Source organism: Niallia sp. FSL M8-0099 (assembly GCF_038006945.1).
Taxonomy (GTDB): Bacteria; Bacillota; Bacilli; order Bacillales; family Cytobacillaceae; genus Niallia; species Niallia circulans.
The window spans coordinates 1,642,479-1,657,019 of sequence record NZ_JBBOWF010000001.1 but is presented as its reverse complement, the minus strand read 5'-3'; the positions used below and the strand labels follow the sequence as shown (position 1 = coordinate 1,657,019).

Genomic DNA, 14,541 nt, shown 5'->3' with positions numbered 1-14,541 from the left:
ATGAGCAAAAAAAGCTACTAAATCTTTCGAATCTTAAAGGAATATTTTCCCCTTATATAGAATCTTTATCATACATTCTATATAAAGGTGGAAAATAAATGAACTCACTCTCTTCTCCTATTGCTTGTAAAGTAAATAATGTTTTTATTCATGTTGATAATCTTGAAAAGGCAGCTGAATGGTATAGTGAATTACTCGGACTTCCTTTCAATAAAAATAATGTTGAATCGCCTGTATACAATATTCCAGTTACTTCAGAAACGGGGATTACTTTGGACGACCATACTTTCGATTCAGGCTTTAAGTTAAATCCCTCTGAGCATGTTTTGTTTAACTTTTTTGTTCAAGATATTGATGAAGCATATCAGTTTATCAAAAACAAAGGGATTACTATTGTGAAAGAGATAGAACGAATTGGTGATTTTGCTTATTTTAACTTTAAAGACTTAGATGGAAATGTATTAATGATTTGCAATAACTAATACATTTCCATTCATCCATACAGCTTCTTTTTGCTGTAATTCTTTATTCTAGGCTTCTAAGTCCATTATTGTTCGTTTCCTTGTAAGTCTGCAATCACCTGTAAGCTTATACTAACTCTTCTATTAATAAAACTCTTCCTTTTCAATGAAAAACAGCCTTCTTATAAGCGGCTGTTTTTCTAAAAGTTACTTGGATGGTTTAGGAATAATGGGCACCCAGAGTTCATGGCGCGGCTTATGTCCTGGGCCATAATAACATTCTATGCATGGTAAATTGGCAAGCTCATATCCAGAGGTAGGAACCCATTCGGAATATAATCGTTTCCAAGCTTCTACGATATTGGGAAAAACAGCCCATGTTGCTGGAGGAATAAAGATGCTTTCCATCCCATTCTTTGCTTCTCCCTCATATCGGACACCCGTAAAATAATTGAATTCCTCGTCCATTATGGCGGCTTCTTTTCCACATATACCTAAAATCCCTTCCAATGAGCACTTTGGATTTTCCCATGACAGGTCAATCAATTCCTGCATAAATCCATCTTTTTTCGCTTTGCTCCAGATGGTCGGAATCGTTTTAAAGGCTCTGCTTGTTTGAACCGAATTGCTTTTCCCAACAATCTTTACTTCAAAGTCTATATTTTCGATTCGATATTCCATTTCTGTGTCTCCTTTCATAGTGATTTGAAAGGAGATTTTTGGAAAGGCCTTTAGCTGTGTTCCTTGATGACGGCATTCTGAAGGCTTTATTCCATGTAGTTTTTTAAAAGCACGAGAAAAAGAATCAGCCGATTCATAACCATATAATTGAGCAATTTCAATAATCCGCCTATCGCTTTTTTGTAATTCAAAAGCAGCAAGCGTTAAACGTCTTCGTCTTATATATTCAGATAGAGTAAATCCTGATATAGATGCAAACATTCTCGAAAAATGAAACTCAGAACAGTACGCAATTTTGGCTAATTCTTTGTAGTCTATCTCTCCTTCTAGATTTGCTTCTATGTAGTCTAGTACATGATTCATTCTATCCAGCCAGTCCATAGAATCCCTCCTTTCACTTCCTATCTTATAAAAATTAGAGACATTTCGTCCGACATATTCTGCCTATAAATGTCGTATCCAGATGGAATGATAAAGACCGCTAATCTGCCATATACTCATTCACTAATTCATAGCATCTCTTCTTAGTGGATTCGTATAAAGAAATATAATTAGCAACATTTTCAAACGTACCGCCACTATATTTTGATCTCTCTTCCTTTGCTGCCGCTTCCTTTTGTTCAATCCACTTCACTTGATCTGTTTTCAAATTATTCATTACTTCTGGTGATAACTCTGCCTTTAAAATGCTATAAATCTCGTTCAGAGCCTCATCATACTTCTCATAGGATACGCCATAGTAGTTAATCATCGCGTTTGTTACCCCTTTATCTGAATCTTTCTTATCAGGCATAGCATCTACTTCTTTTTGGATGTTATCTAACTTTGCGATAAACTCTGCTTTTCTTCCTTCTACTTTATCAACTGCTTGCGATTTATCTTCGCTCGCCGGTTTGTCCATCTTGCTATTCTTACTATTTACAGCAGTTTCTGTCCTATCTGCAGATGCTTCATTAGACGGAGAAGAAACGTCTGTGTTTTCTGCTTTCTGATCAGTTTCTGACTGCTTATTATTAGTGTTATTCGATGAATCACTTTCTGACTGATTATTATTAGTGTTGTTCGATGAATCACTTTCTGACTGATTATTATTTGAGTTGTTCGATGAATCACTTTCTGATGCATTGCTGCATGCAGACATACCTGCTAATAAAAGAACAAGCAAGGTTGCTGCAAAAAATATACTGCTTTTTTTCATTTTGTAAAACTCCAATCTCTTTATGTCTTGTCCGAAAAGTTTAACCTTCCATATCTATTTTAACATAGATTCCCAAATTTCTTCCTTTTTCGCTAATAAATAACTGTGTAAATGATAGAAAAGGATTTTTATCCAATTCTTAGATATAATTTGGGAGCTTTAGTTCATAAAACAATGTTTTACTATGACAATGGCTTGGGATACTGAAGAAAAAAGCTTATTCTTAGATTTAATTCACTTCTTCTCCTGATAAAGGTACTGAAAACTCATATTAAATAAAGTGACTGTTGATTGAATCTTTCTAGTAATAAGAAAATACGGATACAAAAAAATAATTGGTGGATTGGCTTTTTTTGAGCTAAATTCTTTTTCTCCTAATCTATTTTGTATTTGTAATAGAAAGCGAGATAAAATGAAGATTTTATTTGGGGATAAAGGAACGGTTTTTGGCTCTATTAGCGTTATCTAGAAAGGCGCCAATAGACTATTTCCTGTTTTGCTGATATTTAGAATGTAGACAACCGTTTGAAAGTTGGTTTGAAAAGAATGGTATCAATAATAACAAGCGTAGAAACAACAAAGAATAAGTAGAAAGCAGCTAAAAAATGAATTTGAAAGCTGCAGTCTGCATTTACAGACACAGCAGCCTCCAATAAACTTTAGAAAATTAACGATAAACTAAGCCACCATCTGTTAAGATTGCTTGTCCTGTAATATAATCGGCATCATCAGAAGCTAAAAATGATACTAAGTTCGCTACATCTCTTGGTGTTTGATAACGCTGTAACGCAATATCTGCACTATACTGAGCAAATGCTTCACCTGGTTGTAAAGCACCATTACTATAACGTACCATTTCTTCATCAATTCGATCCCACATTTTTGTTTTCGCAATCCCTGGACAATAAGCATTAACAGTAATTTGATATTTGGCAAGCTCTTTCGCAGCAGAATGTGTAAATGAACGTACTGCATGTTTTGTAGCAGAATAAGTACCTAACATTTCAAAAGATTCATGACCTGCTATACTGCAAGCGTTTATGACTTTACCTTTTGAGCCTTGCGCTATAAATTGTTTAGCAGCAGCTTGTGTACCAAAAACTACACCATTTACATTGATGTTAAATAGGCGGTTTAATTCATTTTCTTCAATTTCCAAGAAAGGTTTAACTGCATCAACACCTGCATTGTTAACAAATACATCTAAACGTCCAAATGCGTCTACTGCTTTTTGGACAAGATTAAACTGATCTTCTCGCTTTGAAACATCTCCCACAACACCAATTACATCAGCATTTTGAGATTTCATTTCTTCTAGAGTGGCATTCAATAACTCTTGATTGATATCATGTATTACTACTTTGAAACCATCTTTAAGTAAACGTTCTGCAATACCACGACCTAAACCACCGGCTGAACCTGTAATAACTGCAACTTTACTCATTGAATAAACACCTCTTGTAATAAATTATTACAGAAAAATCAGTTTTCTGTCACTTTAATTATATAAATTACCTATAAAATAAAAATCAAAACATTTGAATTCAAGCAATTTTTAATTTTGGTCTCCAAGACCCTCAAAAAATCATGTTTCAGTGGATGTATTATGAGAGTTTGTTTGTATGATTGATGTTGGAATTTGTTAATCATCTATATATGCTCTACCTTTATCACTAAATCAATCAGCCGAACGTTTAACGAAAAAAACAACAGGGTACAAATTAAACATAACATAAAATGAGGAGTGATCAATCATGGCAGAAAATAAACATAGTATCGCAGATAAAGTAAAAAGTGGTGTATCAAAAGTAAAAGGCGAAGTAAAGGATCAGATTGGTAACGCGAAAGGCGATACGAGTATGCAAGCTGATGGTAAAAAAGATAAGCTGAAAGGAAAAATGCAGGAAACAGCAGGAAAATTTAAAGAAGATGCCGACCGTAAATAATGAAAACAAAAAGGGACGTCTTATTACCAGACAAAAAGTCTTGTTAAAGGAAAAAAGCGTAATCTCTTTTGGTGATTACACTTTTTTCCTTTATTTTATAGTTGGTTGGCAAGATATTATCCAAAACTGGATCCATATCAATCTTACGTTAACGGTAAAATTTTTAGTCGACACGAAACTGAGTATGACGAAGTCTAGTGTATGTCCCTCCTATTTGAATTAATTCTTTATAAGTTCCCTGTTTCTGTATGCCTGCTTCCGGAATCACTAGAATACAATCAGCAATTTTTATGTCGCAAACCAGCTGGCGATGACTAAGATAGTTCTTCTTTGTGACAATTCAGTGGATGCTCTTTGTATAGCTGCTTCGGTTTCAGTATCTCAAGCTGAAGTAGCTTGATCAAGAATTAATATAGATGGATTTAAATTTCTCCCTTTCGGATATATATCAATAGTTGTTCATAAAATAGTGAAGTTGATTATTAATTTATTTCGCAAAATTCTAAGTTAATAATATAGTAGTTTAAGTTATTTAAATAATCCTCAACTAAAGTACCTTTGTTGGAGGATTCATTCATTATTTATGATATGGTTCTCAGTGGTGTATCTCATTGAAGTTCAAAGTGCATTACTTTCCTAATAAAGTACGATGTTCAAGTAATAACCGAAGCCATTGCAAAGGTTTATGATTAGAATCAGATTTATCTTGTCTATTTGGTGTGATATATAAATGCCAGCTTAGCGCTCTTTGAATACATGCTAGCTCATCAGAAATCCGAAGAGTTTTATCAATCTCTTTCATTGACCCAAATCTGGCCCAAGGTTCCAGGTAATATGGACGAAATTCTTCTACCATACCCAACCATTCAGTTTCTGATGAAATTAAGTTATCAAGCGCATGCCAGAAAACTCGGGTACTGAAGAAGGGATGTGAAATTGATGCGTCACCCCAGTCAAAGAATACAAATTTATTTTCCACAATTCTAATATTGTTTGTATGAAGGTCCCCATGTTCAATTGAAGCTGGTATATTGGATGCCATTTCATCACACATCTCAAGTAATATTGGCAAGAGTGAAAGTATCTGATTAGTTTCTTCCTTGCTTAACCCTGTTAGACACATTTCTTCTAAATACTGGTTGATTTCCTCTTTAAGAATAGGCATTCTTCGATCAGGAACCCCAATCTGTAAAAACTTATCCACGTTACCGATTTGTGAAATTTGAAGTTCAGCATAATCCCCTATAGCTTTTTGCCAAAGTTTTTTATCTTTTTGTATCCGTAAGGGCTGGCCTTTAAAATCCTTCATCAATAGCCATCCTTCTGTTTCATTTATAGCTAGTATATCACCTGTTCTTTCAGGGCATTTCCTATATAATTCCTTGCTTAGGGCTGCCTCAAACTTTAGTACTGAACCAACTGCCTTAAAATAATAATTATCCTCGTTTGTTGGCACACGAAGTAGGAGTGTCAGATCGGTTTCTTTTATATGCTTTATATTACCTTGTACTCGTAAATTTACTTTGTCTAGTTCTTCCACAATCCAATCAATTATTCTTCCGTAATAGTTCTCTTGGGACCACGGAATAGTTCCTTTTTTTTTCGACATGTAGATATTCCCCTCAACAATTTCCTATAAATAATTGATATATAAATTATAATCAAAATTTCCATTTTTTTTAAATGAAGTATATTGTAACATGTTATTACTAAAAAACGGGAGATTTTCCACTAGATTTTCCATTTTAAATTCTTTGTTTTCATATAACGTTTGCTTCCTGTAGATAAATAGCGGTGATCCAATGACAAATATAATGATTCCTATAGGCAATTCAACATTATGTATTAATGTTCTTTGGTAGAATATCCGCTCAAATTAAAAGCAAGCCTCCTACTAGAAATGTTCCTAGCATTAACGTTTATAATCTTCCCCAAAAACACTTCTACATATATGGGGAATAATAAGCCCAACAAAACCAAACATTCCTGCATATGCAACCAATGTTCCTGTAACCAGAGCAGTAGCAATCATGTAAGATTTACGGAAAACGCTTAAATCAATTCCCAAAGTAATAGTAGATTCATCCCAAAGTAGCCTTGTGTTTAACACGCGATATTGAAAAAGAAACAAAATGCACCCTAGCATAATGACTACTGCCATAATAGGGACTTTTGTCCAACTAGATGATGCTAAGCTTCCCATAGACCCAAAAATAACTGTTTTGATACCATCACATTTATTAGAAAAATAAATAATGAGGCTAGAGAAGGAACCACATAATGTAGTAATCATAGCTCCAACAAAAGCACCAAACGCGACACCAAATTGGGATAAAATCGTACCACTGCTAACCCCAAATTTAATTTTTCCATAATAAAAGAGCCCTTCCATGCTTATACTAAACATCGAAGGGCTCTTTATTATTCTTATCTTAATTGGTGTTTTTTCCCCCACCATTTAAAGCTTCTTTAATTAACTCATTTACCTTACTATTTACTACTAATCCTAAATGGCCAACACCGCTTATTTGTATGTTTTTAGCGCCTTCCAATTTTGAGAGCATATTAGGAACTAAATAATCATTTTTGCTGTAAATAGAAGTATAAAGGATTTTATGATTAGGATCTTTTCCCACAGGTGCTTTTGACGTAATGAATTTGTTTGGAGATCCCAATGTAATCACATCATTTACCTTCGTTCCGCCCGTATTTTGGATATACTTAAGGGTATTGATTCCACCAGCACTGTGACCGATAATATCTACTTTGTTTTTTCCCGTTTCCTTTAACACTTTATCTACATATGATTCAAGCTGCTTAGCATTCGTCAAGCTGTTGCCTGTTTTATCAATTAATTCAATTGCGAATAATTCATCAGAAGACCAGCCTTGCTTAAGCAAATAATTTTTTATCGCAAGAAAGTTTGTACTGCTGCCGCCAGTTCCATGAACATAGATTACTGGATCATGTCCAGTTGTCTGAGCTTTTAAAACAGTTGGTTTCATCCCCATAACAGAAATGATTATCGCGATACTCATAGTTAGTGATAATAATAGTTTAGTTTTTCTCATGATGTTCCTCCCTGTTTGGTTGACTGCTATCTTGCTATATCATTGTTATATATTTTAAGAGCAGAAACAACCGGTAACTTTTTCTAGTCTGTTTAAAGATTATATGAATATGCCTTTTGGATCCACAACTTTACTCAAAAATACATGATACAAAACTCCTTTTCTTTTTCATTATTGTAATAAACCTTTTTTATTCATTTCCTCCTCTTCAACAAAAGTAAACAAAACAGAGACTAAGTTATTAAACAATACTATCTTTTATGTACATACATCCTCTCATCGACCCCAGCGTCAATTCGTGAATAGCTTGTTAGCTAGAAAATAAAAAAACACGGCTAGTACTAACCGTGTTTGAGAATTAACAATCACCATGTTTATTAAGATGTAATGGCGGTGGAATAAGCCAGCCTTTTTCTTTATTTAAGCGAAGAACTTTTGCTCCAAGAGCTGCCTTTTTGGTATGAAATTGACCATACATAGCAGCAACGTCTTCTCTGATGGATTTTCCAATTATTTGGCTGCAGGTAACTAAGCCCGCAGCAATATCAGCAGAAAGTGTAGCTGCTATTGCAGGATCTGGAATTTTTGCTCCAACTGGAATATCCTCTAAACATGCTTCAGGAGGTTCGGGAGCAGCTGGTGGTGTAGCGACACCATTTTCTTTCAGAATTTCTTCTAGCTGTTTTTTTTCTTCCTGACAAGTTTCAATAGCTTCGACTAATAACTTCTTTAAATCCCCATCACCAGCATGATTCAACATCGTTTGGTAACCTGCTGTCATACTGTTTCCGGCCAATAGGGAAGCCCAAATATCAAAAACTTCCCCATAGTGTAAGGGCTCTTCCTTTGGATTTCCAGATAAAATCCCCATTATAATCCTCCTTCATGTTAAGTAATTCTCTAGTTAGTGCATCTGTTCGCACTTCCATAGCTTTTCCAACAATAGAGAAGATTATTGATATTACGGTCGTTTTTTTCAAATAATATAAGCTATCACAACAATGATTAATATTATGCTAATAGACAACACCCGATTTTTAGTCTTTTTAAGGAAATAGATGCTGAAATCACTTAATATGTTGACTCACAGCAATAAACTAAAAGTCTGAAAGTACAATGAAGGAAAAAAACTTGTTAAAAATAAACGATGATGGGACAGAAATATTTCGATCCCAATAAGTTAAAGAGAACACATTTTCCTATTAATTCATCACGATTTGATCCCATCGGGGGCTGTTCCAGCCAACCATGTACTATCATAAGTAACCCCCAAGTAGAGATAATACAGTAACCATCCCCCTAAGTTACCTCTAATATGTACTAATCGGTTTATTATCCGAGAAAATCAACTAACACTATAGCTAATTTCTTTGTTCTTGTCGTTTATTACTTTAAAATGGTCATTTTCCTTCATAAATAGCTGAACTATTTAACGATATTGCTTTCAATACTAAGTAGTGATGTCTTTAATGTAGTCACAAAAAGGCTTTGTTCTACTAACAATACGTTAGCATCTAGCCATTAGACAAGAGTGTTATCACTATTTTTTTTTTAATGATTTTCTTTCCTTTACAAACTGAAAGCCATATAAAAGTAAGGATTTAAAAAAGAATAACAATGATAGTTGATACTTTTTTAATCGAACTAACGAAGCAATTCCTAATTTTTTTAACCAATCTACCAAGAAATAGACGAAGATCGAATCAACCACTAAATTTATAAAAATGTATCTGAAGTATTTGCCGTAAATCCATTTTAAAATCCACAAGGAACCAATAAAAAATGGGCCCCATAAAAAAGGAACAATGCCAGATAGCTTTGGATGAATTTTTTCGTACCACCACCACCATTTTCGCTTTTTTGCAATTATATCTTCTATGGTGACAATCAAAGCTATAAACAACCCTGCTGGCAAAAATCTTTTTACAGCATCTTTCCCTATTAAAGGAAGGAAAAACCAAGACAGAAACATCATCAATACTAGTAATCCCCTTGAATGCCTCATCAACTTCATTAACAATCCTCCTATTCATCCATTGGGAATAATATTCCCAATAACAGGAAAAATATAAAAAGTATTTTATATAAAGAATGGGCTAATTAAGGCAATCACTTTTCCCAGTTCATATTAGACTTATTCTATTGTTTATTTAGCGTAATCTGTATTTTTTACACTCCATTCTTTTTACCAGGAAAAAATTTTTCTATTAAGTCTTAAATGGTATATAAGTTACTTGTTCCCTTAGGTAATGTTTCCCCTTCCTTGAAAATCTGTTAATATTTTTTTATACTTCTCTTTACACATGTTTATATATTAGGACTTATATGGGTACAGCCTAAATACGTATGAAAATAGGTCATAAATTCACTTTTATTCCCCTTTATAAACGATACAGTTTTCCAAACTAAGTTTATCCTTCTAGCAAATGGAAATAATAATGGTATAAACTATTATATGGAGGAGTTAAAGTGGCCGACAACGCTAATTACAATGAAAAATTACCACCTAACACCGAATCTTATTGGACAAACACTATTCATTTACCAGAGTACCCATGCCTTGAGGATAACATGCAAGTTGATGTAGCTATTGTAGGTGGTGGCATTACAGGCATTACTTCCGCCTATCTGTTGGTGAATGAAGGTCTGAAAGTTGCTATTATCGAAGCAGACAAATTACTGAATGGGACAACGGGACATACCACAGCTAAAATCACTGCCCAGCACGATTTAATTTATGAGGAACTAATTCGCTATGCCGGGAAAGACACGGCAAGATTATATTACGAGGCGAACACCGATGCTTTAAAATTTATTCAAGAAACGGTCAATAAGCATCAAATTGATTGTGATTTCACTCATCAAGATGCCTATGTATATACCACAACAGAAGAATATGCACGGAAACTAGAAAAAGAAGCAAAAGCCTATGAGGAGCTTCATATTGAAGGAAAACTCGTAAACAAACTTCCTTTCGATTTAGAAATATATAATGCACTTGTTATGAAAAATCAAGCTCAATTCCATCCACTTAAGTACTTAGCTCATCTTACCAAAATAATCACCGAAAAAGGAGGATACATCTTTGAAAATACAACAGCTGTAAATATCGAGACTGGCGAACACCCCACAGTTCTTACCCGTGGGGGAGCACGAATTACAGCGAAATATGTTCTTTCCTGTTCTCATTTTCCCTTTTATGAGGGGGCTGGACTTTATTCTACAAGAATGCATGCAGACCGTTCCTATATTATTGCTGCAAAAGTAAAAACAGCCTATCCAGGTGGTATGTATATTAGTGCAGATGAGCCGAAAAGGTCTCTCCGGTATGCAACAATTAATGGGGAAGAAATGATTCTCATTTCTGGGGAAAGTCATAAAACAGGACAAGGCGGAGAAACACTGAAGCATTACGAAGCCTTAGAAGCGTTCGGTCAACAAGTATTCGGAATTGAAAATATTATCTACCGCTGGTCAGCACAAGATCTAACTACTCTGGATAAAATTCCATACATTGGCGAAATTACTTCCGGCCAAAAAAATATATTAATCGCTACTGGATACCGGAAATGGGGAATGACAAATGGAACTGCAGCTGCGCTTTTATTCCGAGATACCATACTCGGTAAAAAGAGCAAGTACCAGGAATTGTATTCTCCTTCCCGTTTCAATTTGAATCCAAGTCTAAAAAATTTCTTAACGCAAAATGCGAACGTTGTTAGTCACCTAATTAAAGGGAAATTAGAAATACCTCAAAACGATATCCATAACCTATCCCCTGATGAGGGAGCTGTTATTGACATTAATGGACAAAGAAAAGGAGCTTATAGAGATAAGGAAGGTACGCTTCATATTGTCGATACAACTTGTACTCACATGGGGTGTGAAGTTGCATGGAATGATGGTGAACGATCTTGGGATTGCCCGTGCCATGGTTCTAGGTTCTCGTATACAGGAGAAGTGCTTGAAGGACCAGCTGAAAAGCCATTACAAAAATATGATTATAAAATGATCGATAACCTTACCTCAGAAGACTCCGGTTATTAACTAAAATTAAGTAGGTAAAAACAGCTGAACCATATACAGCTGTTTTTACCTACTTTTTTATTAAAACGAAAGCACCCGTATTAATTTAAGTGGGATTATTCCTTTATTATTGAATAAATACAAATGTCAGTTAGCTTGCTGCCATCTGCGGATAAATCATCATTTCTTAAAATTCCTTCTAATTCAAAACCTAGTTTTTCTGGAATCGAACGACTTTTAACATTTGTTGATTCACATCTTATTCCAATCCTGCTAAAATTGAGTTGTTGAAAACCATGGTTAACTAACGCTCTTACTGCTTCTGTCATATATCCTTTGCCAGTATATTTTGTATTAATCCAGTATCCAATTTCACATTTAGCAATCTTCCAATTAATTCCGTGAAGGCTAGCAGTTCCAATAAATTCGTTAGTTGCCTTATGAAAGATAAGATAACGAAAGCTTTCTCTTTTCAAAAAATCAATATGGGCATTTCTCAAGATAATTTCTATTTCTTCAACAGTAGGCATTGTTTGAAATAAGCTTAACCATTGCTTTAACTCATGAAATGAATCCTTTATAGCTTGGCATACGACATCGCCGTCACCAGCTTGAAGCGGTGCTCGAAGAATCAGTCTATCTGTTTCGATTTGTAACGGAATATCTAATAAAATAGGATTCATTTAAAATTCCCCCTCTAATACTTAAATTATGATTGTATTTATTATATTCTCTGGGTAACTAACTATCCCTGTTAGTAGCAGAACAAAAAACAAAAAAGAAGCATAAACAATTTAAGAAGAGTTTGTGTTTATAAATCCTTTCTTTGGTTCAAAACACCACTCAATATTTTCATTTAAACTCTTACCATCAAAATTTTCGTAAAATACCCAATTTTTATACTTCAATGATTCCCCTCCTATTAAATCAAACCTTACAATTACATAAACCAAATTTTATTTGTTCTTAACTAGATCTATCACGTATTTATTTAGTTTCTTTTTTTGCCTATAACTATAATACTCTTATAACTACTAAGTCCATTTACATTATGATAGGAATGGAAAGAGATAATTTAACGAAGGAGCAAACACTTCAACAAGTAAAGACCATTCAGCAGCAATTGGATAATGAGTCGATTGATTTTTAATTAGCTAAAGTTGGCTACTATAGTATTGTTAATGGCGAGAGAATGTTATGAATATGCTAGTTTTACTTCACATCAATAAAATAAGCATAAAAGATGTAGATTAAATATCGTACACTTTTTAGGCTTCCTTTCGGGCAATTAATGAAAGTTCTGTTCTAAGTTATCGGGCAACTTTATAACAGAGGTTATTAGGAATGCAAAAGTTAAAAAATTATATTTTTAGATTAGACTGACCTAGCCAAATGGGGCAGTAATAAAATACCAACATATGCTGCCTGTTGCCAATCTCTATTGGTAACAGGCAGCATATGTTTACTCGCTATGATCCTCATAAACTGTTCTACATGTTCTGTTACTTCTTTTGAACCCTCTCTAATTTTACATTCGAATGAAAAGGCTCAATGACTGTGTTTTCTCAATAGTTTCCTCGGCGTGACATACTACTGACTAAATTTTTTCTTTAATCATATTTTTTGATATGTATAAGAAGCGTAGACGCTGCATTGATCAGAATGGATGATTATGCCTTTATGGTTTCCTCATTTTGCTAAGACTTCACCAAGGGGCAATCACCAAAATTGATGATATAGCTTATAAGCTACGATTTATTTATTAAACAAGTCTATAATTATTGAAAACCCACTGTTATTTCCTGCCTGTCCAATTACTATTTCTACACAGAGAGAATCTAATCACTTTTCTTTTTGATAAAATCGGCGGGCTTTAGCTCGATTGCCGCAATCAGCCATTGAACACCAGCGACGGCTCCTATTCCGACTCGTATCAAAAAATAACCATCCACAAGAGTCGCCCTCACATTTTTTGACTCGTTCTAAATCGTTTTTAGAAACAAGTAAATCAACAGCAGATTGCAAAATTGGAGGCAGCATAGTGTCCAAGTTTTCCTCGTTATCCATGAACTTCAACGTGTAATGATCCTTTTCATGGATTACACGCAAAGTTTGGTAGAAGTTACTTACAAAACCATTGAAACATTCAAGGTCTAGCGGATGTGGCGATGTCCCCTTTGAAACGGACTTGAAGATTTGATACATGACCTCCCGCATTTCGATAATCCGCTTTAGAACTTCTCCCGCTTCAGACGGTTTCTCCTCGGCCTTTAAAAGAAGTACTTTTGCTTTTTGTTTGGTCAAGACGTCAGCATGGATGCACCAGTCGACTATTTTAGCGTAACTCGTAAACCAATCCCGCCTTTTCTCATCACTTTCCCGCCAACTGACAGTATTGATAAAATCCATACACAAACGTTCTCCGACCATCATATAAGAGTTCATTTCCGACATATTCAAAGCTCCTTTACTATAACTATCATAATACAAATTGACAGTTAGAATCAACCTAGCTATAATTTAACCATCAAAAGTATTTTTGATGGTTAAACACTGAATTTAGGAGGTACTGAGATGGACAATCCGATGTTGGTGGCTGTTAGAACATTGTTGAAGGAAACATATGCTGGACCTGAAGAAAACGCAAGCTGGTACACAGAAGCGAAACCTGGTAGTGGTTTATTCGGAACACTTGAAAAGATATCGGCAGAAGATGCTTCAATACCTGTCAACGGTACGACAATCGCCGCACAAACAGATCATACCCGCTATTACTTATGGGTTGCGAACTCTTACTTAAATGGGGAAGTACCCAGTAAGGACTGGGGAGCATCATGGAAAATCACAACCGTTGATAAAATCACATGGGCTCAATTTACTGACGAACTTCAACAAGAATACACAAAACTAATAAAAAAGATTGATTCTCTTGGCTCCTTAGATAAACAAACATCGCATGGTTTGTTAGGGGCGCTCGCTCACTCCGCCTACCATCTCGGATCAATACGACAGATGATAAAATCGATTAAAGTTCCAAACCAAACATAATTCAGAAAAAAGCCTGTCACTAAGAACATACGTATCCCTTAGTGACAGACTCTTCCAATAAAGTGAAGGTATTTAATTTAAACCATATCATTTAAAATAATTTTTTTATC

General features: G+C 34.7%; 16 protein-coding genes and 1 pseudogene. 5 read left to right on the top strand and 12 right to left on the bottom strand.

The genetic code is table 11. The features are described 5' to 3' along the window. Positions 1–98: 98 nt before the first annotated feature. Positions 99–482 (top strand): VOC family protein, encoded by a 384-nt coding sequence (locus NSQ92_RS07705; RefSeq protein ID WP_341152527.1) that lies wholly within the window; start codon positions 99–101, stop codon positions 480–482. Between the two features lie 186 nt (positions 483–668). Here NSQ92_RS07705 and NSQ92_RS07700 read toward each other — a convergent pair whose 3' ends face one another. The 4 genes from NSQ92_RS07700 to NSQ92_RS07685 all read right to left on the bottom strand — a co-directional run bounded on the left by NSQ92_RS07700 (position 669) and on the right by NSQ92_RS07685 (position 3,784). Continuing rightward, a complete protein-coding gene (locus NSQ92_RS07700; RefSeq protein WP_328283571.1) occupies positions 669–1,523 on the bottom strand; it encodes an AraC family transcriptional regulator in 855 nt (284 codons plus the stop codon). A 100-nt stretch (positions 1,524–1,623) separates the two neighbouring features. Further along, positions 1,624–2,340, bottom strand: a complete 717-nt coding sequence (locus NSQ92_RS07695) for a lysozyme inhibitor LprI family protein (RefSeq protein ID WP_341152526.1) — start codon at positions 2,338–2,340, stop codon at positions 1,624–1,626. A gap of 506 nt (positions 2,341–2,846) precedes the next feature. Next, positions 2,847–2,981, bottom strand: a complete 135-nt coding sequence (locus NSQ92_RS07690; protein ID WP_268874878.1) for a hypothetical protein — start codon at positions 2,979–2,981, stop codon at positions 2,847–2,849. A 26-nt stretch (positions 2,982–3,007) separates the two neighbouring features. Further along, a complete protein-coding gene (locus tag NSQ92_RS07685) occupies positions 3,008–3,784 on the bottom strand; it encodes an acetoin reductase (protein WP_047940142.1) in 777 nt (258 codons plus the stop codon). A gap of 310 nt (positions 3,785–4,094) precedes the next feature. Here NSQ92_RS07685 and NSQ92_RS07680 point away from each other — a divergent pair, with 310 nt between their 5' ends. After that, on the top strand, positions 4,095–4,286 hold the full coding sequence (locus NSQ92_RS07680; RefSeq protein ID WP_047940141.1) for a CsbD family protein: 192 nt from the start codon (positions 4,095–4,097) through the stop codon (positions 4,284–4,286). A gap of 163 nt (positions 4,287–4,449) precedes the next feature. Here NSQ92_RS07680 and NSQ92_RS26810 read toward each other — a convergent pair. The 6 genes and pseudogenes from NSQ92_RS26810 to NSQ92_RS07655 form a co-directional block, all read right to left on the bottom strand. Then, positions 4,450–4,709: pseudogene (locus NSQ92_RS26810) on the bottom strand (multidrug ABC transporter ATP-binding protein); the annotation flags it as partial. A 205-nt stretch (positions 4,710–4,914) separates the two neighbouring features. Continuing rightward, on the bottom strand, positions 4,915–5,895 hold the full coding sequence (locus NSQ92_RS07675) for a phosphotransferase (protein WP_341152525.1): 981 nt from the start codon (positions 5,893–5,895) through the stop codon (positions 4,915–4,917). A gap of 303 nt (positions 5,896–6,198) precedes the next feature. Continuing rightward, a complete protein-coding gene (locus tag NSQ92_RS07670) occupies positions 6,199–6,693 on the bottom strand; it encodes an iron chelate uptake ABC transporter family permease subunit (protein WP_369988543.1) in 495 nt (164 codons plus the stop codon). A 25-nt stretch (positions 6,694–6,718) separates the two neighbouring features. After that, positions 6,719–7,357, bottom strand: a complete 639-nt coding sequence (locus NSQ92_RS07665; RefSeq protein WP_047940139.1) for an esterase/lipase family protein — start codon at positions 7,355–7,357, stop codon at positions 6,719–6,721. 358 nt (positions 7,358–7,715) lie between these two features. Further along, positions 7,716–8,228 (bottom strand): DUF3231 family protein, encoded by a 513-nt coding sequence (locus NSQ92_RS07660; RefSeq protein ID WP_328283573.1) that lies wholly within the window; start codon positions 8,226–8,228, stop codon positions 7,716–7,718. A gap of 669 nt (positions 8,229–8,897) precedes the next feature. Beyond that, positions 8,898–9,371, bottom strand: a complete 474-nt coding sequence (locus tag NSQ92_RS07655; protein ID WP_341152524.1) for a hypothetical protein — start codon at positions 9,369–9,371, stop codon at positions 8,898–8,900. 455 nt (positions 9,372–9,826) lie between these two features. Between NSQ92_RS07655 and NSQ92_RS07650 the strand changes: the two genes are divergently transcribed. Continuing rightward, complete coding sequence (locus NSQ92_RS07650; RefSeq protein ID WP_095321349.1) at positions 9,827–11,404, top strand: FAD-dependent oxidoreductase; 1,578 nt, start codon at positions 9,827–9,829, stop codon at positions 11,402–11,404. A 95-nt stretch (positions 11,405–11,499) separates the two neighbouring features. Here NSQ92_RS07650 and NSQ92_RS07645 read toward each other — a convergent pair whose 3' ends face one another. Further along, complete coding sequence (locus NSQ92_RS07645; protein WP_095257488.1) at positions 11,500–12,066, bottom strand: GNAT family N-acetyltransferase; 567 nt, start codon at positions 12,064–12,066, stop codon at positions 11,500–11,502. 302 nt (positions 12,067–12,368) lie between these two features. On the opposite strand from NSQ92_RS07645, the gene NSQ92_RS26805 reads away from it, so the two are divergent. Next, positions 12,369–12,533 (top strand): hypothetical protein, encoded by a 165-nt coding sequence (locus tag NSQ92_RS26805; protein ID WP_438825713.1) that lies wholly within the window; start codon positions 12,369–12,371, stop codon positions 12,531–12,533. Positions 12,534–13,225: 692 nt separating this feature from the next. Here NSQ92_RS26805 and NSQ92_RS07640 read toward each other — a convergent pair. Beyond that, positions 13,226–13,837 (bottom strand): CGNR zinc finger domain-containing protein, encoded by a 612-nt coding sequence (locus NSQ92_RS07640; protein WP_047940134.1) that lies wholly within the window; start codon positions 13,835–13,837, stop codon positions 13,226–13,228. Positions 13,838–13,957: 120 nt separating this feature from the next. Between NSQ92_RS07640 and NSQ92_RS07635 the strand changes: the two genes are divergently transcribed. After that, entirely contained in the window at positions 13,958–14,431 is a 474-nt protein-coding gene (locus NSQ92_RS07635) for a hypothetical protein (protein ID WP_047940133.1), read from the top strand. The last annotated feature ends 110 nt before the right edge of the window (positions 14,432–14,541 follow it).

Excerpts from the sequence above, each read along its gene's own strand:
- NSQ92_RS07705 (WP_341152527.1), top strand. The coding sequence starts at position 99 with ATGAACTCACTCTCTTCTCCTATTGCTTGTAAAGTAAATAATGTTTTT.
- NSQ92_RS07700 (WP_328283571.1), bottom strand. The coding sequence starts at position 1,523 with ATGGACTGGCTGGATAGAATGAATCATGTACTAGACTACATAGAAGCA.
- NSQ92_RS07695 (WP_341152526.1), bottom strand. The coding sequence starts at position 2,340 with ATGAAAAAAAGCAGTATATTTTTTGCAGCAACCTTGCTTGTTCTTTTA.
- NSQ92_RS07685 (WP_047940142.1), bottom strand. The coding sequence starts at position 3,784 with ATGAGTAAAGTTGCAGTTATTACAGGTTCAGCCGGTGGTTTAGGTCGT.
- NSQ92_RS07680 (WP_047940141.1), top strand. The coding sequence starts at position 4,095 with ATGGCAGAAAATAAACATAGTATCGCAGATAAAGTAAAAAGTGGTGTA.
- NSQ92_RS07675 (WP_341152525.1), bottom strand. The coding sequence starts at position 5,895 with ATGTCGAAAAAAAAAGGAACTATTCCGTGGTCCCAAGAGAACTATTAC.
- NSQ92_RS07670 (WP_369988543.1), bottom strand. The coding sequence starts at position 6,693 with ATGTTTAGTATAAGCATGGAAGGGCTCTTTTATTATGGAAAAATTAAA.
- NSQ92_RS07665 (WP_047940139.1), bottom strand. The coding sequence starts at position 7,357 with ATGAGAAAAACTAAACTATTATTATCACTAACTATGAGTATCGCGATA.
- NSQ92_RS07660 (WP_328283573.1), bottom strand. The coding sequence starts at position 8,228 with ATGGGGATTTTATCTGGAAATCCAAAGGAAGAGCCCTTACACTATGGG.
- NSQ92_RS07655 (WP_341152524.1), bottom strand. The coding sequence starts at position 9,371 with ATGAAGTTGATGAGGCATTCAAGGGGATTACTAGTATTGATGATGTTT.
- NSQ92_RS07645 (WP_095257488.1), bottom strand. The coding sequence starts at position 12,066 with ATGAATCCTATTTTATTAGATATTCCGTTACAAATCGAAACAGATAGA.
- NSQ92_RS07640 (WP_047940134.1), bottom strand. The coding sequence starts at position 13,837 with ATGTCGGAAATGAACTCTTATATGATGGTCGGAGAACGTTTGTGTATG.
- NSQ92_RS07635 (WP_047940133.1), top strand. The coding sequence starts at position 13,958 with ATGGACAATCCGATGTTGGTGGCTGTTAGAACATTGTTGAAGGAAACA.